Origin of the sequence: Fibrisoma montanum, assembly GCF_003583365.1 — a bacterium.
GTDB lineage: Bacteria > Bacteroidota > Bacteroidia > Cytophagales > Spirosomataceae > Fibrisoma > Fibrisoma montanum.
Window position 1 is genome coordinate 615,482 of sequence record NZ_QXED01000004.1, and the last position, 20,607, is coordinate 636,088.

The window sequence follows — 20,607 nt, forward strand, 5'->3', positions numbered from 1 at the left end:
GCCGGCGTCATTGGTGTTTTATTAACTCTACATTTCTAGTGACTCCTGCGCAGAAGACCGCTAATTTCCAACCCGTCAGGGTATTCCTCTGCATTGCGGCAGCGTCGTTGTTCTGGTTCCTGAACGCCCTGAACAAAGACGGCTACACCCTGAACGTCCAGTATCCGGTGCATTTTGTTTACAACGACTCGCTGTACATCCCGACGACTCCGCTGCCCCGCACCGTAACCGTCAACGTATCGGGCGACGGCTGGGGGCTACTGACGCATTCATGGCTGCCGTTCCGGGTGAAACCGGTCGATTACGTAGTGCAGAATCCGCTGCAGGCTTCCATCATCAATACGTCGTCGCTGACGGCGGCCCTGGCCGAACAGATCAAGAAAATGCGCGTAAATTACGTCGTGGCCGACACCCTCGAAATGGGCTTCGAACGGCGGATGACCAAAACGGTTCGGTTGGTGGTCGATAGTCTGCACATCAATCTCGCTCCGCGTTATATTGTGTCGAGCGTTATCAACCTCACTCCCCGTACCATCCAGGTCGAGGGCCCCGAACGGCTCGTGCGCGGCTACCCCGATTCACTTCAGATTCGCATTCCGCGTAAGCGGATCAACGACAATTACGACGAAGAACTACCAATTAACCTGTATCGGCATCCGCAGATCCGTACCAGCGCCGACCGGGTATTTGTCAGTTTTGAAGTAGGAGAACTGCTGTCTCCGCTCCCGCCCGCTATGCAGCCAACCCCGCCGACACCAACCACTACGTCACGGGTTAAGCGATGAGCCCGACTGAGAACACACAGCCGTTGCAGATCGGCGTCACGGGCGGTATCGGCTCGGGAAAAAGCACGGTCTGCCGGGTTTTTCGGGCGCTGGGTGTGCCGGTGTACGAAGCCGACGAGCGGGCTAAGTGGCTCACCGAGAACGATCCCATTCTGAAAGCCGATATTACACGTGTGCTGGGGCCAAACGCCTACGACATCACTGGCCGGTACAATCGGGCCTGGATTGCTGCGCAGGTATTTGCTGATCCTGATCTGTTGCTCCAGCTGAACAATGTCATTCACCCCCGCGTCTACGCCGATACGGCGCTATGGGTGCGCAGCCACGTCGATCAGCCATACGTAGTGAAAGAGGCCGCTATCATGCGGGCGGCTGGCGATGGCAACACGCTCGATAAGGTTATTGTGGTATATGCCCCGGCCGTCCTGCGGGTGGAGCGTATCCGGCAACGCGATCCGCATCGCACGCACGAAGAAATCCTGAACATCATCAACCGGCAAATCAACGATGACGAGCGGCTGGCGCTGGCCGACTACGTACTCGAAAATGACGAGCAACAACTCCTGCTGCCGCAGATCTTAACGTTACATACTACGTTTCGCAGCCATAGACACGCGAATTAATTGGGGCAGTTGTTCGAAGAAGGAAAGGTACCGGCCGACGACTGGCATAGGAATCACTAACAACTTGCCTGCTTGTCTGCAATCCAGATAATGTACTGACATGACTTCGGCGGACCGCCTGTGCCGCACGTTAGCTCATAGCGTATCAAATTTAGTAAACTTTTATACTTCCTACTAAGTTACTAGAGAAGTAAACAACACTCGAAACGTTATGAAATATGGATTGATGGCGGTTGCCCTGATGCTGGTTGTCAGCAGCTGCGCTCCGCGGGTAAACGTTGATGCCAGCCAGCGCGTCAACTTCGACAAGTACCGTACATTTGCCTGGATGGATTCGGACGTAAAAGGCAGTCAAAACCCGTTGTACTACAACCAACTGGCGTCGGATGCCGTCGAAAACACGGTAAACCAGGTATTGGGTGAAAAAGGGCTGAAAGAAGTGAAATCCCGGCCGGACCTGCTGATTGGATACCACTTTTTTGTGGAAGAGAAAACCCGTACCGTTCCAACGAACAACTACGCTGGGCCGTTATACGGTCCTTACTATGGCTGGGGACGCTGGGGTTTTGCCGGCTGGGGCCCGTCGTGGTGGGGCTGGGGCGGTCCGCAGTACCGTCAGGAAGAATACCAGGCTGGTACGGTTGTGGTCGACATGGTTGATGCCCGAACGAAACAGTTGGTTTGGCGCGGGTCTGTCCAGCAGGCGGTGAGTGATCCGGCCCGGATTACGTCGTTGCTGCCCAAGGAAATTGAACGGATTGTCGAGCGATTCCCCCAACGGAACAGTTGATCTGGCTTAGTGCATTGATCTTGACTACAAACGGCCTCAAAAGGGCCGTTTTTTTTGTTAATTTTACAAAATTCACTTAGCCAAAACATCCATGATTGTACGCAGGTCATTCGGTTGGTCGGTGGTGCTTGCTCTCGCCCTGATCCAGCCGGTTCTGTCCCAGACTCAGCAACGCTATACAACACTACAGCAGGCCATTGGATCAACTGGTTTGCTCAATGGCTCACAGGGGCCCCGTAGCGTCAACTGGATTGAGGGGGGCAGTAAGTTTTCCTTCATCGACGGCCCTGGGGTCATCAAAACATTTTCGCCCGAAAAGCAGCAGGAATCGGTTGTGTTTGAGGGCAGCCAGCTTACGTTTCCGGGCACCAACAACCGGTTTCAGTATAATTCATTCCAATGGTCGAAAGATTCAAAAAACATTCTGTTTCAGACTAACTTCCGGCCGGTTTATCGCCGGTCGGGCGTATCCGACTACTACGTGTATGCCGTGGGTAACAAGAGCCTGAAACTGGTTGCCAAGGATGCCCAGACGGCCGAACTTGCTCCTGACGGTAGTAAGGTGGGTTATGAACGGGGCGGCAATCTATACATATTCGACTTTGCTTCTCAAAAGGAAACGCAGCTTACCGACGACGCTAAACCCGCATTCTACAACGGCCGTTTTGGCTGGGCCTACGAAGAGGAGTTTGGCCTGGCGCAGGCCTGGGAATGGTCGCCCGACGGCAAGTTTATCGCTTTCTGGCAGTCCGACGAACGCAAGGTGCCTATTTACAAGCTAACTGATTACAAGGGGTTTGACGAGAAATATGATTCGTTGCCGTATCCACGGGTTGGCGACGAAAATCCGACTGTCCGGATTGGGGTTATCGAAGTAGCCACCAGGGCAAAACAGTGGATGAAGGTTGACCTGAGCAGCAATCCAGGAGCGGAACCTGACGGCTACATTCCGCGCATTTACTGGACTTCGCAGGAAAGTCAACTGGCGCTGCTGCACCTGAACCGGAAACAGAACCACCTCAAGGTCTTCATGGCCAATGCCCGCACCGGCGATGCGCGGCAGATACTGGAAGAAAAGTCGAACGCGTGGATTGATGTGTTCGATTTCTTTGCCAATATCATGCATTATTTCTATTTCCCGTCGGGGGTTCAGGAGTTCTACCGCGTGTCGGAGCAGGACGGTTTCGCCCATCTGTACCGCTACGATTACACCGGAAAGTTGCTGAATCAGGTAACGAAGGGCAACTGGGAGGTGACCTACGTTCACCATGTTGACCCAAAAACCCGCAAGATTTATTACACCTCAACGGAGGCTTCTCCGCTGGAGCGACAACTGTTTGTCGTTGATGTCGATGGAAAAAACAAGCGTCGGCTAACGACCGTGGCGGGGCGCCATACCGTGAATTTTTCACCAAACGGTCAGTACTACATCGACCGCTACTCAAACGTATCGACGCCGACGCAGGTTGAACTTTGGGATACGAAGGGTTCTAAAATCAAATCGCTCGAAAGCAATGACCGCGTTACGCAGTTTGTCGGTTCACACGTCTACGCGCCCAAGGAACTGAGCCAGTTTACTACGTCGGATGGGCAGAAGCTCGACATCTCGATCATCAAACCGCTGAATTTCGACCCCACAAAAAAATACCCGATGGTGCTGGATATCTACGGGGGGCCGGGAGCCCAGTCGGTTTATAATGAATTTGCCACTACGGGCTGGCATCAATGGCTGGCGCAAACCGGCTACGTGGTAGTGAGCGTCAACAACCGGGGAAGCGGTGGCTACGGCCGCGACTTTGAAAAGCAGGTGTATGAAAAACTTGGCCAGTTTGAGAGCAAGGATTTTGCTGAAACCGCCCGCTACATGGCCAGTCTGCCGTGGGTCGATGGAAACCGGATGGCCATTCGGGGCCACAGCTACGGCGGGTATTCGAGCAGCTACACCATGCTGACGTATCCCAACGTATTTAAAGTGGCGCTGGTTGGCGCACCCGTGACCGACTGGCGGCTGTACGATAGCATCTATACGGAACGCTACATGGGGCTGATGCCGGAAAACGAAGAAAAGTACCGAAACAGCTCCGTGACGCCCTACGCCAAAAATCTGGCCGGAAAGATGTTCATTGCCCACTCAACCATGGACGAAAACGTACACGTCCGGAACACGTTCCAGCTGATGAACGCGCTGGAAGATGCAGGCAAAGACGCGGATTTACGTATCTATCCGCCTGGTGCACATGGCGTATCCTACAGTCCGACTACCACGGTGCTGTTGTATCAGCAGTACACAACTTATCTGGAGAACAACCTGAAGAGTACACCAATTAACTAGTATAGGTATAGTTGCAGTGCAGAAAGCCTGGGTTGGACCCAGGCTTTCTGCGTTTTTAACCGCAAATCAGAGCGGTTTAATCCTAACAAGCCTTTTAGTAAATATGCCTTCTTATATGATAAACAAAGCATAGTTTTGTTATTGTACCTGTTAAAATCTGCCCACTGTAGAACAGGCTTTGAAACTTTATGGGAAAATCTTTACGCTGTCTGCAGCTGCTCCTTACAATTACTTTATCCTTCCCGGTTGTTGCTCAAACAGCCTCAGGCCCATCACTTACTTACGCACAGGTTGTTAATAGATTACAGCGGGCGTCGCAGGCGTACGCACCGACCTACGATGGCAACATGATCGTGGCTTATTTCTACGCCGATGGTGTTGGGCCGAGCATTAAAAACTGGAACCTGCAGGTGACTAAATACCTGACGAATGGCCGGGTAGCCTATAGTCAGGTGACGACGCTGCCCAAAACCATCAGCGGAACCGTTGCGGTGGTTGAGGCTACCGATCGCTCCGTCATCATTAGCGGCAACGGCACCACGTATGCCTACGCCCCCGGTAATACCGCCAAACTTAAATGGATGAGGCCGTATCGAGGGTCTGTACTGTATCCGACGCCGGATGGCGGGGTGCTGCTGACCAACCCAAATCCGGGCGATCCGGACCGGGGAACCAATACTAAACTGTCGGCCAAAGGGGAACTGGAGTGGCAATTAAACAGCAACTACCTTATCGCTACGACCGATGGAGGATACGTTCGGTATGACGGCAACGGCGGCCTGACCAAACTGGATGGCCAGCGTCAGCAGCAATGGCAAGTCAACGAAACGGCCGCTTTTGCTCAGGCCGTTTCCGATGGTGTCGTCTATCGTACGAATGATAAGCTGGTGAAGGTAAACAACGCCGGCAAGGAAGCCTGGCGATACACGGTTCCCGGCGACGCATCCCTGCGGCCCATCAAAGTGGTGGAAACCGCTGATGGTGGTATCGTTTTCTCCAGCGATCAGACCTATAAACTGACTAAGGCTGGTACGCTACAATGGCAGAACCCGGTTCGGGAGGTAATGCAGACCACGATTGATGGTGGGCTGCTCTGCCTGCTGCGCGACCGGCCGGTGAGCGAAGCCAGCACGACAGGTTACACACTGAGTAAGCTAACCAGTGCGGGCAATACGGCTTGGCAGCGGTTCATCAGTGGGCAGCTTGATGAAGATCTGAACGGCATGCGGGGCGTAGCCAGTGCCTATCAGTCGCGCCACGGCGACTACTGGTTCCTGACCGAAACGGCTTCCGTGCCGGCGAATCAATACACCAGTAACCTGGTTATTTCGCGTCTATGCCGTGACTTTTTGAAAATATACGCCACCGCCGGCCTCGCAACCGGTATTGTTCCTTTCGAGAAAGACACAACCATAACGGTTTGCCGGGCTGACTCCGTGGGTCTTGGTTTTACGGATGAAAACACGGTTCCTGGGTTGGTGTTCCAGTGGAAACTGAACGGAGCTCCCATTGCAAGCACACCAAGAGGTCTCTTGCGGGCAAGAGAGGCAGGCACGTACCTGGTGCAGGCTGCTGATTCATCCTGTGGGGTTACGGATACCTCTCCGACGCTGACAATTGCCCAGAACCCATCTCCCAGAGTAACGCTGACGGGCTCCAGCTTTTTCTGTTCGGGTGGCTCCATTACGTTATCGGCAACCGGCAGCAACGGTACCGGTGCTTACCAATATCAATGGTCGAAGAACAACAAGCCGATCAGCACCAGCGCCACCATCTCCGTATCGGAAGCGGGCCAGTACAGCGTAACGGCCAGCGATGATGGTGGCTGCGCCAGCACACCCGCCGTTATTCTCGTCGCCGAAAACCCGGCCATTGCGGTTTCTATTGCGGGAGCCGATTACTTCTGCCCCAGCGCATCGAGCCGTTTGTCGGCAGTCGTATCGGGCGGAACGCCGGGATTCCGGTACCAATGGAAACGGAATGGTGAGCTACTGGCGGCCCGGAACGTGAATTTCTCGGCCGACCGGGCGGGGGCGTATACCGTTGAGGTGACAGACAGTCGAAATTGCCCGGTTGAGTCAAAAACACTCGTTGTTACGGAGGTGCCTGCGCTGACGCTAACGGCTGGAACCAGCACCACGCTGACGGGCACTGAAACCTATAAGTTGACCAACGTAACGACGGCCAGTGGGGGAGCGGCCCCTTATTCCTACCAATGGACAACGAGTCAGGCGTCTGTGCCGGGCAACGGTTCAACGGCAGCTCAGCCCACTTTAGGACCGTTTACGGCCACTACAGATATTCAGCTTATTGTCACAGATACAAAAGGGTGTAGCCAGACGGCCGTGTCGAAAGTGACGTATAAACCCTGTACGATGGAAGCAGCCATTAATGGACAGAATTACTACTGTACCGGAACGACGACGTCGCTTACCCTGGCGATCAGCAACGGCAATGCACCCTTCAAAACGATCTGGCAGGGCAACGAAATTGTGCTCAATACGAATACCTACTCGCAGGTTTACCAAAACCCGACTACGCTGACCGCCGATATTACGGACAGCAAAGGGTGTACGGCCAAGGCAAAAGATGTTGTCGTGACGGAAGCTCCTCGTCCTACGGCGACCATTACCGGCCAAATGGTATTCTGTAAGGGCAGTTCGACCCAGTTGTCGGCGGTCGTAAGCGGTGGTAAAGCTCCGTATACGTATGAATGGAGGCAGGTCGGAACGGCTGCTAATCCGACCGGTCCCAGCGTAGCGACCACCGGAACGTATGGTGCCACGGCCGCGGGCGCTTTTGTAGTAACCGTAAAGGATGCCAACGGCTGCGATAACGTATCGCCCAGCGTGACGCTGACGCACAAAGCGCCCGACCTTGATGCTAAAATCACCGCGAATGGTCCGACGGAAGTGTATCTGCCCGCCAGCGTAACGCTTACTGCCAACACAGGAACCGGATTGACGTACCAGTGGCAGAAAAATGGCCAGGATATGGCCGGTGCCGTTACGCCCTCCATCTCAACAACGCAGACCGGCAGTTACGTGGTGAAGGTTTCGCAGGATGGCTGTACCCTGGCATCGCCGGCCCTGGAAGTGAAAGTGCTGACTCCACTGGCTCTTGAGCCTACCGCTCCGCCGGTTCAGTTTACGGTGTTCCCTAACCCGGTTGAAACCACCTGCCAGGTAACTATCCAGACCGATAAGGCGTCGCCGGTTACGGTATCAGTTTATAACCTGATGGGACAGCGGGTACAGACTATTCAGATTAATACCCGTTCAACTACCCACGACGTACTGTTGAATCTGAGTGCTCAGTCAACGGGTACGTACGTAATTGATGTTAAAGCCGGCGCGGCAACCGCCCGTAAACGACTGATCAAAATTGCCGGTCGTTGAGTAGATCATGACTTACTATTGTCGGTTCGGTACCTGATGCAGGTACCGAACTTTTTTTTGCCCGGTATCGGATAAAAGCAAATTGTAGTTGAACGATTGAGTAAATTAACGAGTCTTTATCTTTGAAAAAGTTTACAACTGATGAATCCATCGGCTGATTGCGATGTGAACCGTTATGAGTAAAAGTCAAGTTTTACTGATCTATCTATTAATTAGTTTATTACTGCTCAGTGTTGCCTTATTCCGACAAACGTTCTTTCACCAAAGTAGCTGGGGGCCATTTGCCTTTGTAAGTTGTGTTGTAGCCGCATTTTTAATTGTAGCCTACGTAGTCAGTCAATGGACCCGCCGGCGATTCCGCTGGATTGTGTTGGGCTGGTTACTGGCAGAGGGAGTCGTTTGGCTAACGGTTTATTATACGTGTCGGGAGCAGATTTACCATCCGTTTACCTATGCGCTGGCCGGCAAGCTATACCGGGGGGGCGGCTCGGGCGTAATGCATAACAACGCCATCCAGGCCGATCCCAATCTGGCCGTTTATGACAAAGGATTAATCTACAGGCTTAAGTCAGGCGTTGGGCAGTTCAGTAACCTGGAGTTCTCGACTACGTACCGGGTCAACTCAATGGGACTTCGGGACGATGAGCGTTCGCTGCAACACCCCGAAGTGATACTGCTGGGCGACTCTTACACGATGGGCTGGGGGGTTGAGCAGGAACAGACATTTGCGCAGCAACTCGAACAACGAATTAAAGTGCCCGTGCTGAACGCGGGCATTTCGTCTTTTGGTACCGCTCGGGAACTGATGCTGTTGCGTCGCCTGAATCGAAGAGACTGCAAAGCGGTGTATCTCCAGTACTGCGAAAACGATTTAGGCGAAAACCGTCAATACGTTACCAACGACTCGCTGTTTTATACTCAGCAGCAGTATGAAAACACCGTACGCGCCAACACGATTAATCGGTGGTTTTTTCCCTTTAAACTATCGTTCATTGTTGTGCAGGGTGCTCTTCGTCGGGCGCTGGCTGCTCGTGCGCAGGCGTCAGAATCCGGGCAAACAGCCGTTCAGGCAGCGACTACTCCGGTGGTAACTTCAGCAACTGGCGCCGAAATCGATCAGCGGAGTGTTCATACTCAACATTTTGTTGACATCTTGTCAAAAATCCAGCAGGTATTCGACGGGCCGATCGTGGTATTTGAACTGTCTCCGCACGGTTATTTCAGCGATTTAACGCAGCAACTACCCACTCAAGTAGCGGCCCGGGCTTTGCAGAACGTACGCTTCATACGAACAGATACGTTGCTTAGGGCCGACCACTATCTGATGCTCGACGCCCATCTCAACCCATCGGGCCATGCTATAGTCGCTGATCTGCTGGCGAAGGACTATGAGCGGTTGAGGGAAGTCAATACTATGGCATCAATAAAAAGATAATGCCCGAAACGATAACGCTCCGGGCTATACATCTGATTTGAGGTTTGCCCCTCAGTTTATGCCTGCTGCTGCTGGCGGTTGTGCACCCCTTCACTAATCTCTTCGATCATCTTCCGATTAAAGGCCGGAATGTCATCGGGCTTACGGCTGGTCACCAGACCCATATCGGTCACTACTTCCTGATCAACCCAATTGGCACCTGCGTTCCGCAGATCGGTCTGAAGCGAGGGGTATGACGTTATCTTCCGACCCCGCACTACGTCCGCTTCAATAAGCATCATGGGGGCATGACAGATGGCAGCTACCGGTTTTTTCTGATCAAAAAAGCTTTTGACAAACTGAACCGCTTTGGTTTCCATCCGGAGTTTGTCGGGGTTCATAACCCCACCCGGGAGCAGCAGAGCGTCGTACTGATTTGGATCGGCCGCATCAACCGATAAATCAACCGGGAAACTGTCGCCCCAATCGGTTTCATCCCACGCTTTAATTTCACCACCTTTCGGTGCAATCAGGTGAACGGTCGCACCGGCCTCTTCGAGGGCCTTCCGTGGTTCCGTGTACTCGACCTGTTCAAAGCCTTCGGTCATCAGCGCGGCAATTTTCTTGCCCTGAAGCTTTTTCTGGTTTTCCATACGTTTTGAGTGATTTTAGGTTTTTAAGGTTAACCTATAGTTTCACTAGATGTTTTGGCTGGTGCGGCAAGGACCTAACGCTCAGGTACCTTTTGAGCCGTTAACGGGTTCGATTACGACCGAAGGTGTACCCGACGCCAACGTTAAAACTCAGCCCCATTTTGACGGCTTCGTGGACCTGGCGCTCGCCGTTTGAGCCGGTATAGGCGAACTCGTTGTTTTGAAGTGAACTGGCCACATCATACCAGTAGCGGGTCGATAGTTCAACGTTGAACCCGGTGGTTCGGCCGAGGTACTGGCGGTAATACAGCCCAGGGCCGACCGTAAACGTAGTGTAGTTCACCGAGGCATTAGTGCCTTCGAAGTCGACGTTGAAGCGGTGAGCTTTAAATTCCATGCGTGCGTCGAGGGTGGGTGTCAGGCGGTAGCCAACGCCGAAGCCGGTAGTCCAGGGAATCTTGATAGTCGCTTTCTGGGCGGTCTGCTCGGGCGATTTAGTGTATTCGGGATACGTCAGAAAGCCACCGTGCGAATATTCCAGCGTGAGCCGATTCCCGGCATAATAAACACCGTTGATGTTGAAGCCTCCGAAAACAATGGGCTGAACCAGCTTGGAGCCCAGCGTGAAGGTGTTGGCGTACCGTAGCGACCGGGCTGGTTTGGCCTGTACGTTCGTAAGGGTGTCCTGGGCCAGCACGGAGCCAAAAGTGAGCAGCATGAATGTAGTAGTAAGCAGGAGCGTTTTCATAGCGATTCTGTGTTGTGATTGTTCGCTACAAAGGTTGCTCGGCTGGCTACCCACTTTCCATGACGTCGGTTAAGAACGTAAGCCGGTTTCTTGACTTGGGTTAAGAAAGGCCATACTTGTCAGGCAACCTTACCGACCGCTACGCTATGGGGCGTTTGCAACAGAGGCACCGTTACCCGAAACCAGCCGTCAATTTCTTCAAAGAGCGGAGCTGGTTGGTTCATAAGCCGGTATTTGACCGTGATGTTCGACAGCCCAACCCCGTTCGACTCTACCCGCAGCATCTTGCGTTGCAGGGTGTTTTCCACAATCAGATTCCTGTCGTCAATCCGTAGGCGGATGCAAAGCGGGCGTTCCGGCAGCACGACATTGTGTTTGACGGCGTTCTCGACCAGCAACTGCAGGGTAAGCGGGGGGAGCAACCAGTCTTTGGCCGCTTCGTCGATGTTGGTTTCGAGGGTAATGGTGTTGCCATGGCGGGTTTGAAGCAGGTGGAAATACGAACTCAGGAACCGTAGTTCGATTCGCAGGGTCGTCAGCTCCGTTTCATTACTACGCAGCAGATAGCGGTACACACTCGACAGTTCATCGACAAAATCACTGGCCTGCCCGGGGCTTTCGTCAATAAGCGAAGACAGCGTATTGAGACTATTGAACAGGAAATGCGGGTTAATCTGACTTTGCAGCGCCCGCATCTGAACCTCCGTTTTTTCCTGCTGCATCCGCTGGAGCGTAAGATCGGCTTCGAGATGCTCCCGATAGCGCTGTTCCCGCTCCCGTTCCAGGTCTTTCTCGATTACCGCCTTCCGGACAGCTTCGCGCCGGTGGCGGTAGGAGATTCCCAACGAAAAGAAAATCAGGTCCAGCACTACGCCCGTCTGGACAAACAGATCCGGATGCTGCCAGAAGGGTAGTTCCAGACTCAGGTCCGGCGACCGAAGCAGCAGCAGGAACGTAACGGAGTGGTTGATGAGCAGCGAAGCCGTACCGGCCACGAAAAACCGGGCGACAAGGTCTTTGGACCGGTAGAACGTAGCAACGATGTAGATGCCCACAGCCAGCAGCGAGAGACGTACCGGCTGGAGCAGAATTTCGTGCAGGCTGGTTTGCCAAAAGTCAGTAAAAAGGTAGATATACGTTTTGATCACGCAATAGCTTACCAGCAGGCACTGAACGATGAGAATCCACCGCAGCAGACGGGGACGACCGCGCAAATCCAGAAAAATCTTGGCCAGCTCCAGGTACAGGATGTATCCCGTGTACGACAAAAAAAGCTTATTGACGTTGGCAATGTTTCGGGGCAGTTCGAAATGATTGACCAGGAAGTAGGCGGCCCAGACCAGGGTGTAAATTGAATACAGACCGTAAATGCGTTCGCGGTACATGAACCACTGTACGGAATTTGCCAGAAACATAGCCAGCACCATGCCCAGAAATAGCGGAGACCAGGCTTCAAAAGTCATCGATAACAGATTGGCGTACAACGGAATTTACGGCACAACGAAATTGCTAATAAAAGCAGTTACCACCGGAACCGATTGAGTAAATGGTTGTCGTTTGGCCATCCATCTTAGGTGTATTTTCTTCGGTGGGCAATCCTTTATTCGGCTTCTCGCCATTGCGATGCGATTTTATTTTAAATTTAGACGTTTTGTCATAACAACCTGCTGCATGAAACGACATCTGCTTTATCTCTTTCTCATCCTGCCGTTAATTCCCTCATTTGCCCAGACTCCATCTCAAACCAGCTCGCCGGCCACCATTACGTCTCTTACAAACGGAATGGAAAAACACCCCGGCTTTCTTACGTTCTACTGGGACGCTCGTAAAGGAAAAATCTGGCTGGAAATTGATCGATTTGATCAGGAATTATTGTACTACCCCACGCTGGCCCAGGGTGTTGGCTCTAACGACATTGGCCTCGATCGGGGCCGCCTGGGGCAGGAGCATATCGTCAAATTCCAGCGGAGCGGGAACAAAATTCTCCTTGTCGAGCCTAACTACGCCTACCGGGCCATTAGTAACGATCCCCTGGAACGTCGGGCGGTCGAAGAGTCGTTTGCCCAGTCAGTTCATGCGGGCTTTGACGTAGCGGCCGAGGAAGGAAACCGGGTGCTGGTTGACCTGACGCCGTTTCTGATGCAGGATGCCGTAGGAGCCGCCCAGGCCATCAGCCAGACGCGCCAGGGTACGTTCAAGTTCGACCCGATGCGGAGCGCGCTGTATATGCCCCGGACGAAGGCTTTTCCGCAGAATACGGAGTTTGAAGTAACTGTTACCCTGACGGGCGATAATGCCGGCCCTTATCTGCGCGAGGTTGTGCCAACGGCCGCAGCCGTGACCATGCGGCAGCATCACTCGTTTGTGCAGCTGCCGGACAATAACTACAAACCCCGGCTGTTCGATCCGCGAATCGGCTACGGCGGCATTGAATTTTTCGACTACGCCACACCGGTCAGCCAGCCCATTACAAAACGGTATATTTCGCGGCATCGGCTGGAGAAAAAAGATCCGTCGGCGGCCGTAAGCGAAGCGGTAAAGCCGATCATCTACTACATGGACCCCGGCGCCCCCGAACCGATTCGCTCGGCTCTGATGGAAGGGGTCGCGTGGTGGAATCAGGCGTTTGAAGCCGCGGGCTACAAAAATGCGTTTCAGGTAAAACTACTGCCGCCCGATGCCGACCCGATGGATGTTCGGTACAACCTGATTCAGTGGGTACACCGGTCAACCCGGGGCTGGTCGTACGGAGCCAGCATCATAGACCCCCGGACCGGCGAAATCATCAAAGGGAAAGTAACGCTGGGTTCCCTGCGGGTCCGGCAGGATTACCTGATCGCTCAGGGGCTGGTCGGAAACTTTGATACCGATTCCTCACACGTCGACGAAATGATGACGATGTCGCTGGACCGGCTGCGGCAACTGGCTGCGCACGAAGTTGGGCATACCCTTGGCCTTCCGCATAACTACATTGCCAGTACGCAGGGAAACGGCGCGTTTGGCCGGGCGTCGGTAATGGATTACCCCACGATGGTCGCCAAACTGAAAGGCGCGTCGATTGATCTGTCGGATGCGTATACTAAAGGCATTGGCGAGTACGACAAGTGGAGCATCCGCTACGGCTACGAGCAGTTTGCGAGCGGGGCCAATGAGAAGCAGGAACTGAACAAGCTGGTGCAGCAGATGCACAAAGCGGGGTTGTCGTTTCTGACCGATCAGGACGCCCGGCCGGAAGGTTCGTCGCACCCGGCTACGCACCTGTGGGATAACGGTTCCGACGCAGTTGAGGAACTCGGCCGGGTCATTGCCGTGCGCCGGGTAGCGCTGGCCAACTTCACTGACCGGAAAATACCGGCCGGAACCCCGCTGACCACTCTGGAAGAGGTATTTGTGCCGATGTATATGTTCCACCGATATCAGGTTGAAGCGGCCGCAAAAGTACTGGGCGGCCAGACGTACACCAATGCCCTGCGTGGCGATGGCCAACCGGTTCTGGCGACGGTACCGGGAGCTGAACAAATGAAGGCCATCGACGGATTGCTGGCGACGCTTACGCCGTCGTTTCTGGCCGTACCGGCCCGGGTGCTGGCCCTGATTCCACCCCGGGCATTTCGGTATCAACCAAACCCACGCGAGGTATTCAAACGGAGAACAGGCATTACGTTCGATCCGCTGGGGCCACCCGAAGCCGCGGCCAGCATGACGCTGCGGATGATGCTGCATCCTGAACGCTGCGCCCGGCTGGTACGTCAGAAGGCAATAGACCCCCAGACCCCTGGCCTTGACGAGGTGATGAGTCGGCTGCGCGACGCGATTGTGCGGAACAGCAGCATCGATAAAGAAACGTATGAGGGAGAAATTGCCCGCATGGTCGAGCGGAAATACGTGGAGCAGTTGATTCAGATGGCCACGAACCGGGAAATAGACGGAGGGGTTCGGGCCACCGCGGCCGACGCGCTGGTTCAGCTCAAAGGAACGTACGATACCGTGGCATCCGGAAAATCGAGCCGAACCAGTTACCTCCGCTGGCTGATCCGGCAATACGAAAACAGCCCCGAGCAAACCATAACGACCAACACCCTTGCCCCGCCCGAGGGCGCCCCTATCGATCCGGGTCAGGAATGGCTATTGCCCGATTGTGAGTGGTTGAATTAAAGTCAGCAATGTATTGTAGCAAGTACAGAAAGCCGATCCTGCGTTCCGGATCGGCTTTCTGGTTGATTGGCCGTAGTGAAATTCCTTTTTGGTTGCCGTCGCTCAAAATAGAGAAATCAGTATTACCGATGCAGATACCCACGTCGTGACTACTTTCGCGACTTTATTCCTGATCAAAATCGGTATTGAATGAAAAACGTACTTTTCGTGGCTGCGCTGTTGGGCTACGTATCGGCTGCTGCACAGCAACCGACCGGTGCTCAATTGCCCGCCGATACGCTGGCTCCACCCGCCGAACAAACGCAGCGGCCACCCGGGGCAGCCAGCAGGCCCTCGGCCATTGTAGGAACAACCGGCACAGACAGAAACGAATTAAAATACAACCTCAACGAGTCAGGTTCCCACTTTTTTAAGGTCACATTCCTGAATCAGACTTGGCTGCGGCTGAACCAGAGTAACCCCGGGACTACGGTAAATCAGGTTCCGAAAACAAATACGTTCGATATTGGTCTGCGCCGGACTCGGATACAAATGTTCGGTCAGTTATCCGACCGCGTACTGCTGTACGTTCAGTTCGGGATGAACAATTTCAATTCCCTAAACGCCTTTCCAGCGTACAACAACAACGGCACCCCGGCCAATCGGAAAGTAGCGGCCTTCTTCCATGATGCCGTCGGCGAATACCAGGTCTTTAAAAACAAAGATTATCTAAAGATTGGGGCTGGGCTAACGATTGTAAACGGCTTATCACGCTTTAGCCAGCCGAGTGTCAGCAGCATCCTGAGTATGGACGTACCGGTGTTTGCGCAGGCAACCGTCGACCAGACGGACGAGTTTTCGCGGAAGTTAAGCCTGTACGCCCGCGGTCAGGTTGGACCAATCGACTACCGCATCGCCGTCAGCGATCCGTTTCCCATCCAGACTAACGGAGCGGTACCTCCACCGTTGTCGTCTTTTTCAAACTTTGCGCAAAAAGGGCAGAACAAGCAGTTTCAGGGGTTATTTCTGTACCAGTTTTTCGACAAGGAAGCCAATCAGACTCCCGGCTACATGACCGGAACGTACCTCGGAAAGAAGAAAATCCTCAACCTTGAAGGCGGTTTCATTACGCAGAAAGCGGCCATGTGGCACCGCGAAGGTACTGCTGACACAGTCTACACCGACATGAACCTGTGGTCGCTGGCGGCTTTTCTGGATATGCCGGTTAATCGCCGGACAGGTACGGCCGTTAGCGCCTACATCGGGTATTTTAAGCTGAACTACGGGCCTGACTATCTACGTTTCAATGGCATCATGAACCCTGCCTCCGGCACAACCGTACCCCTGCCGGGCGCATCGGGAACGCAGGGGAACGCGTTTCCGATGTTCGGTACGGGCAACGTCGTGTACGGTCAGGTTGGGTACCTGTTTCGGCAGGATCTGTTCGGAGCTGGTAATGGGACGCTGATGCCCTACGCCCAGATGCAAATAGGCGACTACCAGCGCCTGACCAAAACTATGGGGGTCTACACCATTGGGCTCAACTACCTGATAAACGGCCACAATAGTAAACTTACGCTCGATTACCAAAGCCGCCCTATTTATGAGGCCGCTGGTACGCAACTGGCCCCAACCGGCCGCCGGGGCCAGCTTGTGTTGCAGTATCAGGTGTTTATCTGATGTACTTGTGCATAGATTAATTCTATAGAAATGGTTCCCGTAGGATAAATTTGGCATTAAAGCGCTTCAACGGTACATTTACAACGAACCAACATTTATCTACAGAACCTTAATGAAAAAGATTGTTCTTGCCTTAATGCTCACCGTGGGCAGCTTAAGTGTTCAGGCTAACTCAGCAACGGCCGACGAGTACACGATTGACGACCAGCAAGTTGAACAATTGATGGCTCAGAGTACCGATGTTAGCTACACAATTGTAGAAACTACCCTGGTACAGAGCCAGCAGATGGCCGCTAAAATGACGGGCACCGCCCGCGTTCAGACGGATGACAAATTTGTCCCTGCTCTGTTGCTTAACCTTTTCCTGGGGGGACTTGGTATTCACCGCTTGTACCTTGGCACTGAGACACTGACCTGGGTTGGTTACATTCTAACTTGCGGTGGTATCTTCGGAATTGTGCCTTTGGTAGACTTAATTGTTTTGATTGTTAACAGCGAGAATATTTCCAAGTTTGTTGACAATCCCAAATTTTTCATGTGGGCAAATAACTAAGTTGACCGACTACTAACAGATGAGCCCGTCTCACAATCGTGGGGCGGGCTCATCTGTTAGTAGTCGGTTTGTTTATTTACTGGAGGCCGAATCAGGTGAGCTTTGCTGTAAGAGCTGCGTTTTAACGCGTTGATTAAACGCACTAATCTGACGTTGGTTATACTGTCGCACCAATTCCTGCGACCGACGGATGCCCCCGGCGTGGAATGAGCCGAACAACGCTGCCCCAACCCCCCACGCTGATAAGTAATAAGCATTCAGAAAGCTGGTAACGCCGAAGTATAAACCCGCAGACTGAACCAGGATACTCAGTATAGCCTCGCCTGGCTTACCGGCATACAACTGCCCGGCTCCGGGTAAGAAAGTTGAGAGCCATTGAGCTTTAGTTTCCCGCTTCAACTTGGGCAACCGCCGGTAAGGATCAGTCAGCGTCGTATCTGCCCCTGATCTGGCCAACGCTTCGCGATAAGCAATGGCAGCCTCCGGCCAGCGATGTAACTCATTTAAAGTCAGTACCCTGATGCAGCCCAGAAGTGGTGAGTAAGGGGCATCAGAATGCTCAACAGGAAGCTGCTCAAGCAGTGAACGTGTGTTTTCGAACTGCCCCGCCAGATACGAACAAAGAATCTGCTGATACCGCAGTTGATAACGAACGGAATCAGGATAGCCATTCAGATATTGGCTGTTTATAAATGTAACAGCCGCGCCATAACGACCTAGTTTTTTAAGCGAAACTACTTTACCAAGCAAAGCTTTGTAAGTAGATGCCGTGTCGGTATTTTCAAACAGAACCCGCTCATAAGCAATACCGGCTTCAAAATACTGGTTTGCAGTCAGTAGAGAATCAGCCGTTGTCAAACCAGATTGATAACCGGATGATTGAGCCCTACTGGAACAGGTTACGCATAGGAATGTGCAGATCAAACAAAATCTTGTTATCATACTCCCGTTTAAATTCATCCCGTTTAATTTTTACCGCAAGAGCACTACCCCATATATTTCCTACGTAAAAAACAGTGAAGAGTGAACCAAAGCCCAGAAAACGAAGGCTCCTGGGGCCGTCCTTCCGATAACCTTCATACGTGAGCAGCCCTAGTGTTACAATCGGTAGAAAAGCGGCAATACCCTGCATTTTTTTACCGGCATACATTTTGCCCAAACCCGGAACCAAGGCGCTATACATGCCCGCGAGAAACGGTGATTTAGGCTTCTGGCTGCTTAACTTTCCGTAATAAAGGTCCAGTCGTTTCTGCTCATCAGCCATTGCGTAAGATGAATAAGTAAACGTCTGCCTGAGTCTATGGTAGTCAGTGAGCCGACGCTGCAACAGGCTTATACCCGCTAGCTGCATAGCTTTAAGCTCGGTAAGTGTTGAGTCGGATGGAGAAATCTGATCAAGTATAACAGTGGCCGAATCCCGCTTCCCCTGAAAAAGCAAACAGTAAGCGCCAAAAAACCGAGATTTCTGATAAAAAGAGGAGACTGGCGAAACCGTAAGAAATTGTTGTGCCGCCTGATCAAGCGCTTTACTGCTGTAAGCTGTCCACCCGAGATAATAGGCCAGAGAGTCGCGTTCTATTTGTTGTAATGAACGGGCGTCGATGCGTTGCAGCACATACGTAGCTTCATCAAAGGCGTCTTTGTCAGCTAGGTATTGAGCAAAGCGTAGTTCACGGGAAAAACTAGTTGACTGGGCCTCCGATCGGTATGGAGTTGTCGTACACCAGATGATGAATGCGGCTTTGACTATTCGTGTGATAAAATAGCTCATCGAAGCTTATACAGATCAGGTGAGTCAACGATGAAGCCATCAATCGGGTCGCGGCTTAGTGAGTGCACATCCAGCAATCCGATTCGATTACAGCGCATGATGCGGTCGGCACTCAGGAAAACCCCCTTCAGAGTGCCGAATTGCTGGATTGCCTGCTTGCTAAAATTTGAGCAGGTCGTTTGATACGGACAGGAACGGGCCAGTTGTTGCGACATCAGACGCTGGTATCCCAGCATGGCTCCTTTCAGAGCCAGAGAAACGGGATTGTACATCGCCAGCCAACTACGCTGTTTATAAACGACAGCCTGCACGTCGTTGCCAGGTCGTCGGTACTGCGCAAACTCACTGTCTGTTTGAAAGTTACGCTCGTTAACTAATTGCCAGTCAGCAATGGTCGACTGGCTTCTGGCAGGTGAGGCAACCAGTAAGAAAGGCAGGACTATCAGAAAAAACTTCACAGCGCTATTCAGTTTTGGCGGTTGAGGGGATGCTGAAATTGAAGTAAGGGCTCTGGGCAACCTGGTTGAGACGAATGTCTGAATACGCTGTTTTAGAAACGGTTGAATCGCCTTTGCTGTATAAAATTTCAGTTGTGGTTGTCGGGAAAGGCCGATTTTCAATAAGTTGGTAGTTGTAGTAAAATACCTTTCGGAATACCTTACCAGCGCCATCTACGTAGTGCATGTAAATTGGATTGTTCTGGTTGAAAACCAACTTGACTCGCTGCACTAACCCATCTGATTTGGTTGTTTTAAGCTTCCACTCCGTCACAAGGCGGTTCTTGCTGTCGTACATTGTTTTGTCCTGTACAAACCCAAGTTGCAGCAGGCCCATATCACTCGTCATGCCGTTGAGGAAAAAAGCTAACTGTGTGGTTTGAGAGCTGTACGCGGCATTCTGATAGCGGATGACTGTGTTCCGGTTCGGGTCGTAGATGCGGGTTTCACCAAGCTTATTAGCCAGAATCACCACTTCGCGGGGTGAAACAAAGCGGGTAACCATTGAACCGTTCCGTTGGTAGAAGACCTCGCCCTTTACCGTTACGGATTTGCCCTGCTGCACTTGACGAGTTGTAATCGTTGCTGAAAACCGTTCAACGATTTGAGGAGCGATACGAAAACTGCTGAGTAGAAATAGGCTGAGAGAGAGCAAACAAAAAACGCATGCTGCGCTAATAAAAACTGGTTTCATAAAAAATCATACGAGTTACGGAAACGGTCGTCAAAAATACGTAAAAGTTCAGGGAACTGGGTGGGTTTATTAATTTAGCTCAAACCCCTGAGCGTTCAGAAACTATAAAAAAACCGACGTATGCATACGCCGGTTTTTTTAAGCTACTGGTCAGTTGGATAAGCGTTACGCGCCGGGTTTGAAGCGCAGGCGGGCCAGGTAAATCTGCGTTGGCTCGGCTACGTTCCCCAGGATGTTCTTACCGGCTAATTCCTGTTCGATCGTGGCTTTCAGCGCCGGGTTGTCAGTCAGCACTTCCAGGTTTGTAATCCGGTGGCCGGTGTCGACCTGGAAGCGAATCATGACAATGCCGCCCCGTTGACTTTTTTGAAGCACGTTCGGGTACGATAGATAGCTTTGCAGCTGCTTTTCCAACTTTTTTTCGCGCCGGATGCCCTCATCGTTCGACAAGGAATGCGCGGACGGACTTCCGTAAGTGAGCATCGTCCAGAGCGCCATTAAAAAGAGGATCGGTTTCATTAGTATTTGTTGTAGT

17 protein-coding genes are annotated in these 20,607 nt (G+C 52.6%); 9 read left to right on the plus strand and 8 right to left on the minus strand.

The window, feature by feature from the left end; all coding sequences use genetic code 11:
* Window positions 1-38: 38 nt before the first annotated feature.
* The 6 genes from DYU11_RS16510 to DYU11_RS16535 all read left to right on the plus strand — a co-directional run bounded on the left by DYU11_RS16510 (window position 39) and on the right by DYU11_RS16535 (window position 9,363).
* Complete coding sequence (locus tag DYU11_RS16510) at window positions 39-785, plus strand: YbbR-like domain-containing protein (protein WP_119668791.1); 747 nt, start codon at window positions 39-41, stop codon at window positions 783-785.
* A complete protein-coding gene (gene coaE, locus DYU11_RS16515) occupies window positions 782-1,408 on the plus strand; it encodes a dephospho-CoA kinase (RefSeq protein WP_119668792.1) in 627 nt (208 codons plus the stop codon). The genes DYU11_RS16510 and coaE overlap by 4 nt, the downstream gene beginning before the upstream one ends.
* Window positions 1,409-1,619: 211 nt before the next feature.
* The gene (locus tag DYU11_RS16520; RefSeq protein WP_119668793.1) at window positions 1,620-2,198 is read left to right on the plus strand and encodes a DUF4136 domain-containing protein; all 579 of its coding nucleotides are present in this window, start codon (window positions 1,620-1,622) and stop codon (window positions 2,196-2,198) included.
* 91 nt (window positions 2,199-2,289) lie between these two features.
* The gene (locus tag DYU11_RS16525; protein ID WP_119668794.1) at window positions 2,290-4,530 is read left to right on the plus strand and encodes a S9 family peptidase; all 2,241 of its coding nucleotides are present in this window, start codon (window positions 2,290-2,292) and stop codon (window positions 4,528-4,530) included.
* Window positions 4,531-4,718: 188 nt separating this feature from the next.
* On the plus strand, window positions 4,719-7,928 hold the full coding sequence (locus tag DYU11_RS16530) for a T9SS type A sorting domain-containing protein (protein WP_119668795.1): 3,210 nt from the start codon (window positions 4,719-4,721) through the stop codon (window positions 7,926-7,928).
* A 175-nt stretch (window positions 7,929-8,103) separates the two neighbouring features.
* The gene (locus DYU11_RS16535; RefSeq protein ID WP_119668796.1) at window positions 8,104-9,363 is read left to right on the plus strand and encodes a GDSL-type esterase/lipase family protein; all 1,260 of its coding nucleotides are present in this window, start codon (window positions 8,104-8,106) and stop codon (window positions 9,361-9,363) included.
* Between the two features lie 56 nt (window positions 9,364-9,419).
* Here DYU11_RS16535 and DYU11_RS16540 read toward each other — a convergent pair whose 3' ends face one another.
* From DYU11_RS16540 to DYU11_RS16550, 3 genes are all read right to left on the minus strand, one after another.
* Window positions 9,420-9,995 carry a type 1 glutamine amidotransferase domain-containing protein gene (locus tag DYU11_RS16540; protein ID WP_119668797.1) on the minus strand — a complete coding sequence of 192 codons (576 nt, stop codon included), beginning with the start codon at window positions 9,993-9,995 and terminating at the stop codon, window positions 9,420-9,422.
* A gap of 100 nt (window positions 9,996-10,095) precedes the next feature.
* Window positions 10,096-10,743: a hypothetical protein gene (locus tag DYU11_RS16545; protein WP_119668798.1), complete on the minus strand. Its 648-nt coding sequence runs from the start codon at window positions 10,741-10,743 to the stop codon at window positions 10,096-10,098.
* 119 nt (window positions 10,744-10,862) lie between these two features.
* Window positions 10,863-12,206, minus strand: a complete 1,344-nt coding sequence (locus DYU11_RS16550; RefSeq protein WP_119668799.1) for a sensor histidine kinase — start codon at window positions 12,204-12,206, stop codon at window positions 10,863-10,865.
* 208 nt (window positions 12,207-12,414) lie between these two features.
* On the opposite strand from DYU11_RS16550, the gene DYU11_RS16555 reads away from it, so the two are divergent.
* The 3 genes from DYU11_RS16555 (at window position 12,415) to DYU11_RS16565 (ending at window position 17,110) form a co-directional block, all read left to right on the plus strand.
* Window positions 12,415-14,898 carry a zinc-dependent metalloprotease gene (locus tag DYU11_RS16555; RefSeq protein ID WP_119668800.1) on the plus strand — a complete coding sequence of 828 codons (2,484 nt, stop codon included), beginning with the start codon at window positions 12,415-12,417 and terminating at the stop codon, window positions 14,896-14,898.
* Window positions 14,899-15,087: 189 nt separating this feature from the next.
* A complete protein-coding gene (locus DYU11_RS16560; RefSeq protein WP_119668801.1) occupies window positions 15,088-16,557 on the plus strand; it encodes a hypothetical protein in 1,470 nt (489 codons plus the stop codon).
* A gap of 112 nt (window positions 16,558-16,669) precedes the next feature.
* On the plus strand, window positions 16,670-17,110 hold the full coding sequence (locus DYU11_RS16565) for an NINE protein (protein WP_119668802.1): 441 nt from the start codon (window positions 16,670-16,672) through the stop codon (window positions 17,108-17,110).
* Between the two features lie 72 nt (window positions 17,111-17,182).
* On the opposite strand, the gene DYU11_RS16570 is transcribed toward DYU11_RS16565, so the two are convergent.
* From DYU11_RS16570 to DYU11_RS16590, 5 genes are all read right to left on the minus strand, one after another.
* Entirely contained in the window at window positions 17,183-18,052 is an 870-nt protein-coding gene (locus DYU11_RS16570) for a hypothetical protein (protein ID WP_229365871.1), read from the minus strand.
* Entirely contained in the window at window positions 17,997-18,881 is an 885-nt protein-coding gene (locus DYU11_RS16575; protein ID WP_119668804.1) for a tetratricopeptide repeat protein, read from the minus strand. The genes DYU11_RS16570 and DYU11_RS16575 overlap by 56 nt, the downstream gene beginning before the upstream one ends.
* Entirely contained in the window at window positions 18,878-19,339 is a 462-nt protein-coding gene (gene yidD / locus DYU11_RS16580) for a membrane protein insertion efficiency factor YidD (protein ID WP_119668805.1), read from the minus strand. Before yidD ends, DYU11_RS16575 begins: the two co-directional genes overlap by 4 nt.
* A gap of 4 nt (window positions 19,340-19,343) precedes the next feature.
* Window positions 19,344-20,072, minus strand: coding sequence for a hypothetical protein (locus DYU11_RS16585; RefSeq protein ID WP_119668806.1), 729 nt, complete (start codon window positions 20,070-20,072; stop codon window positions 19,344-19,346).
* Window positions 20,073-20,237: 165 nt separating this feature from the next.
* Window positions 20,238-20,591 (minus strand): energy transducer TonB, encoded by a 354-nt coding sequence (locus DYU11_RS16590; protein WP_119668807.1) that lies wholly within the window; start codon window positions 20,589-20,591, stop codon window positions 20,238-20,240.
* Window positions 20,592-20,607: the final 16 nt, after the last annotated feature.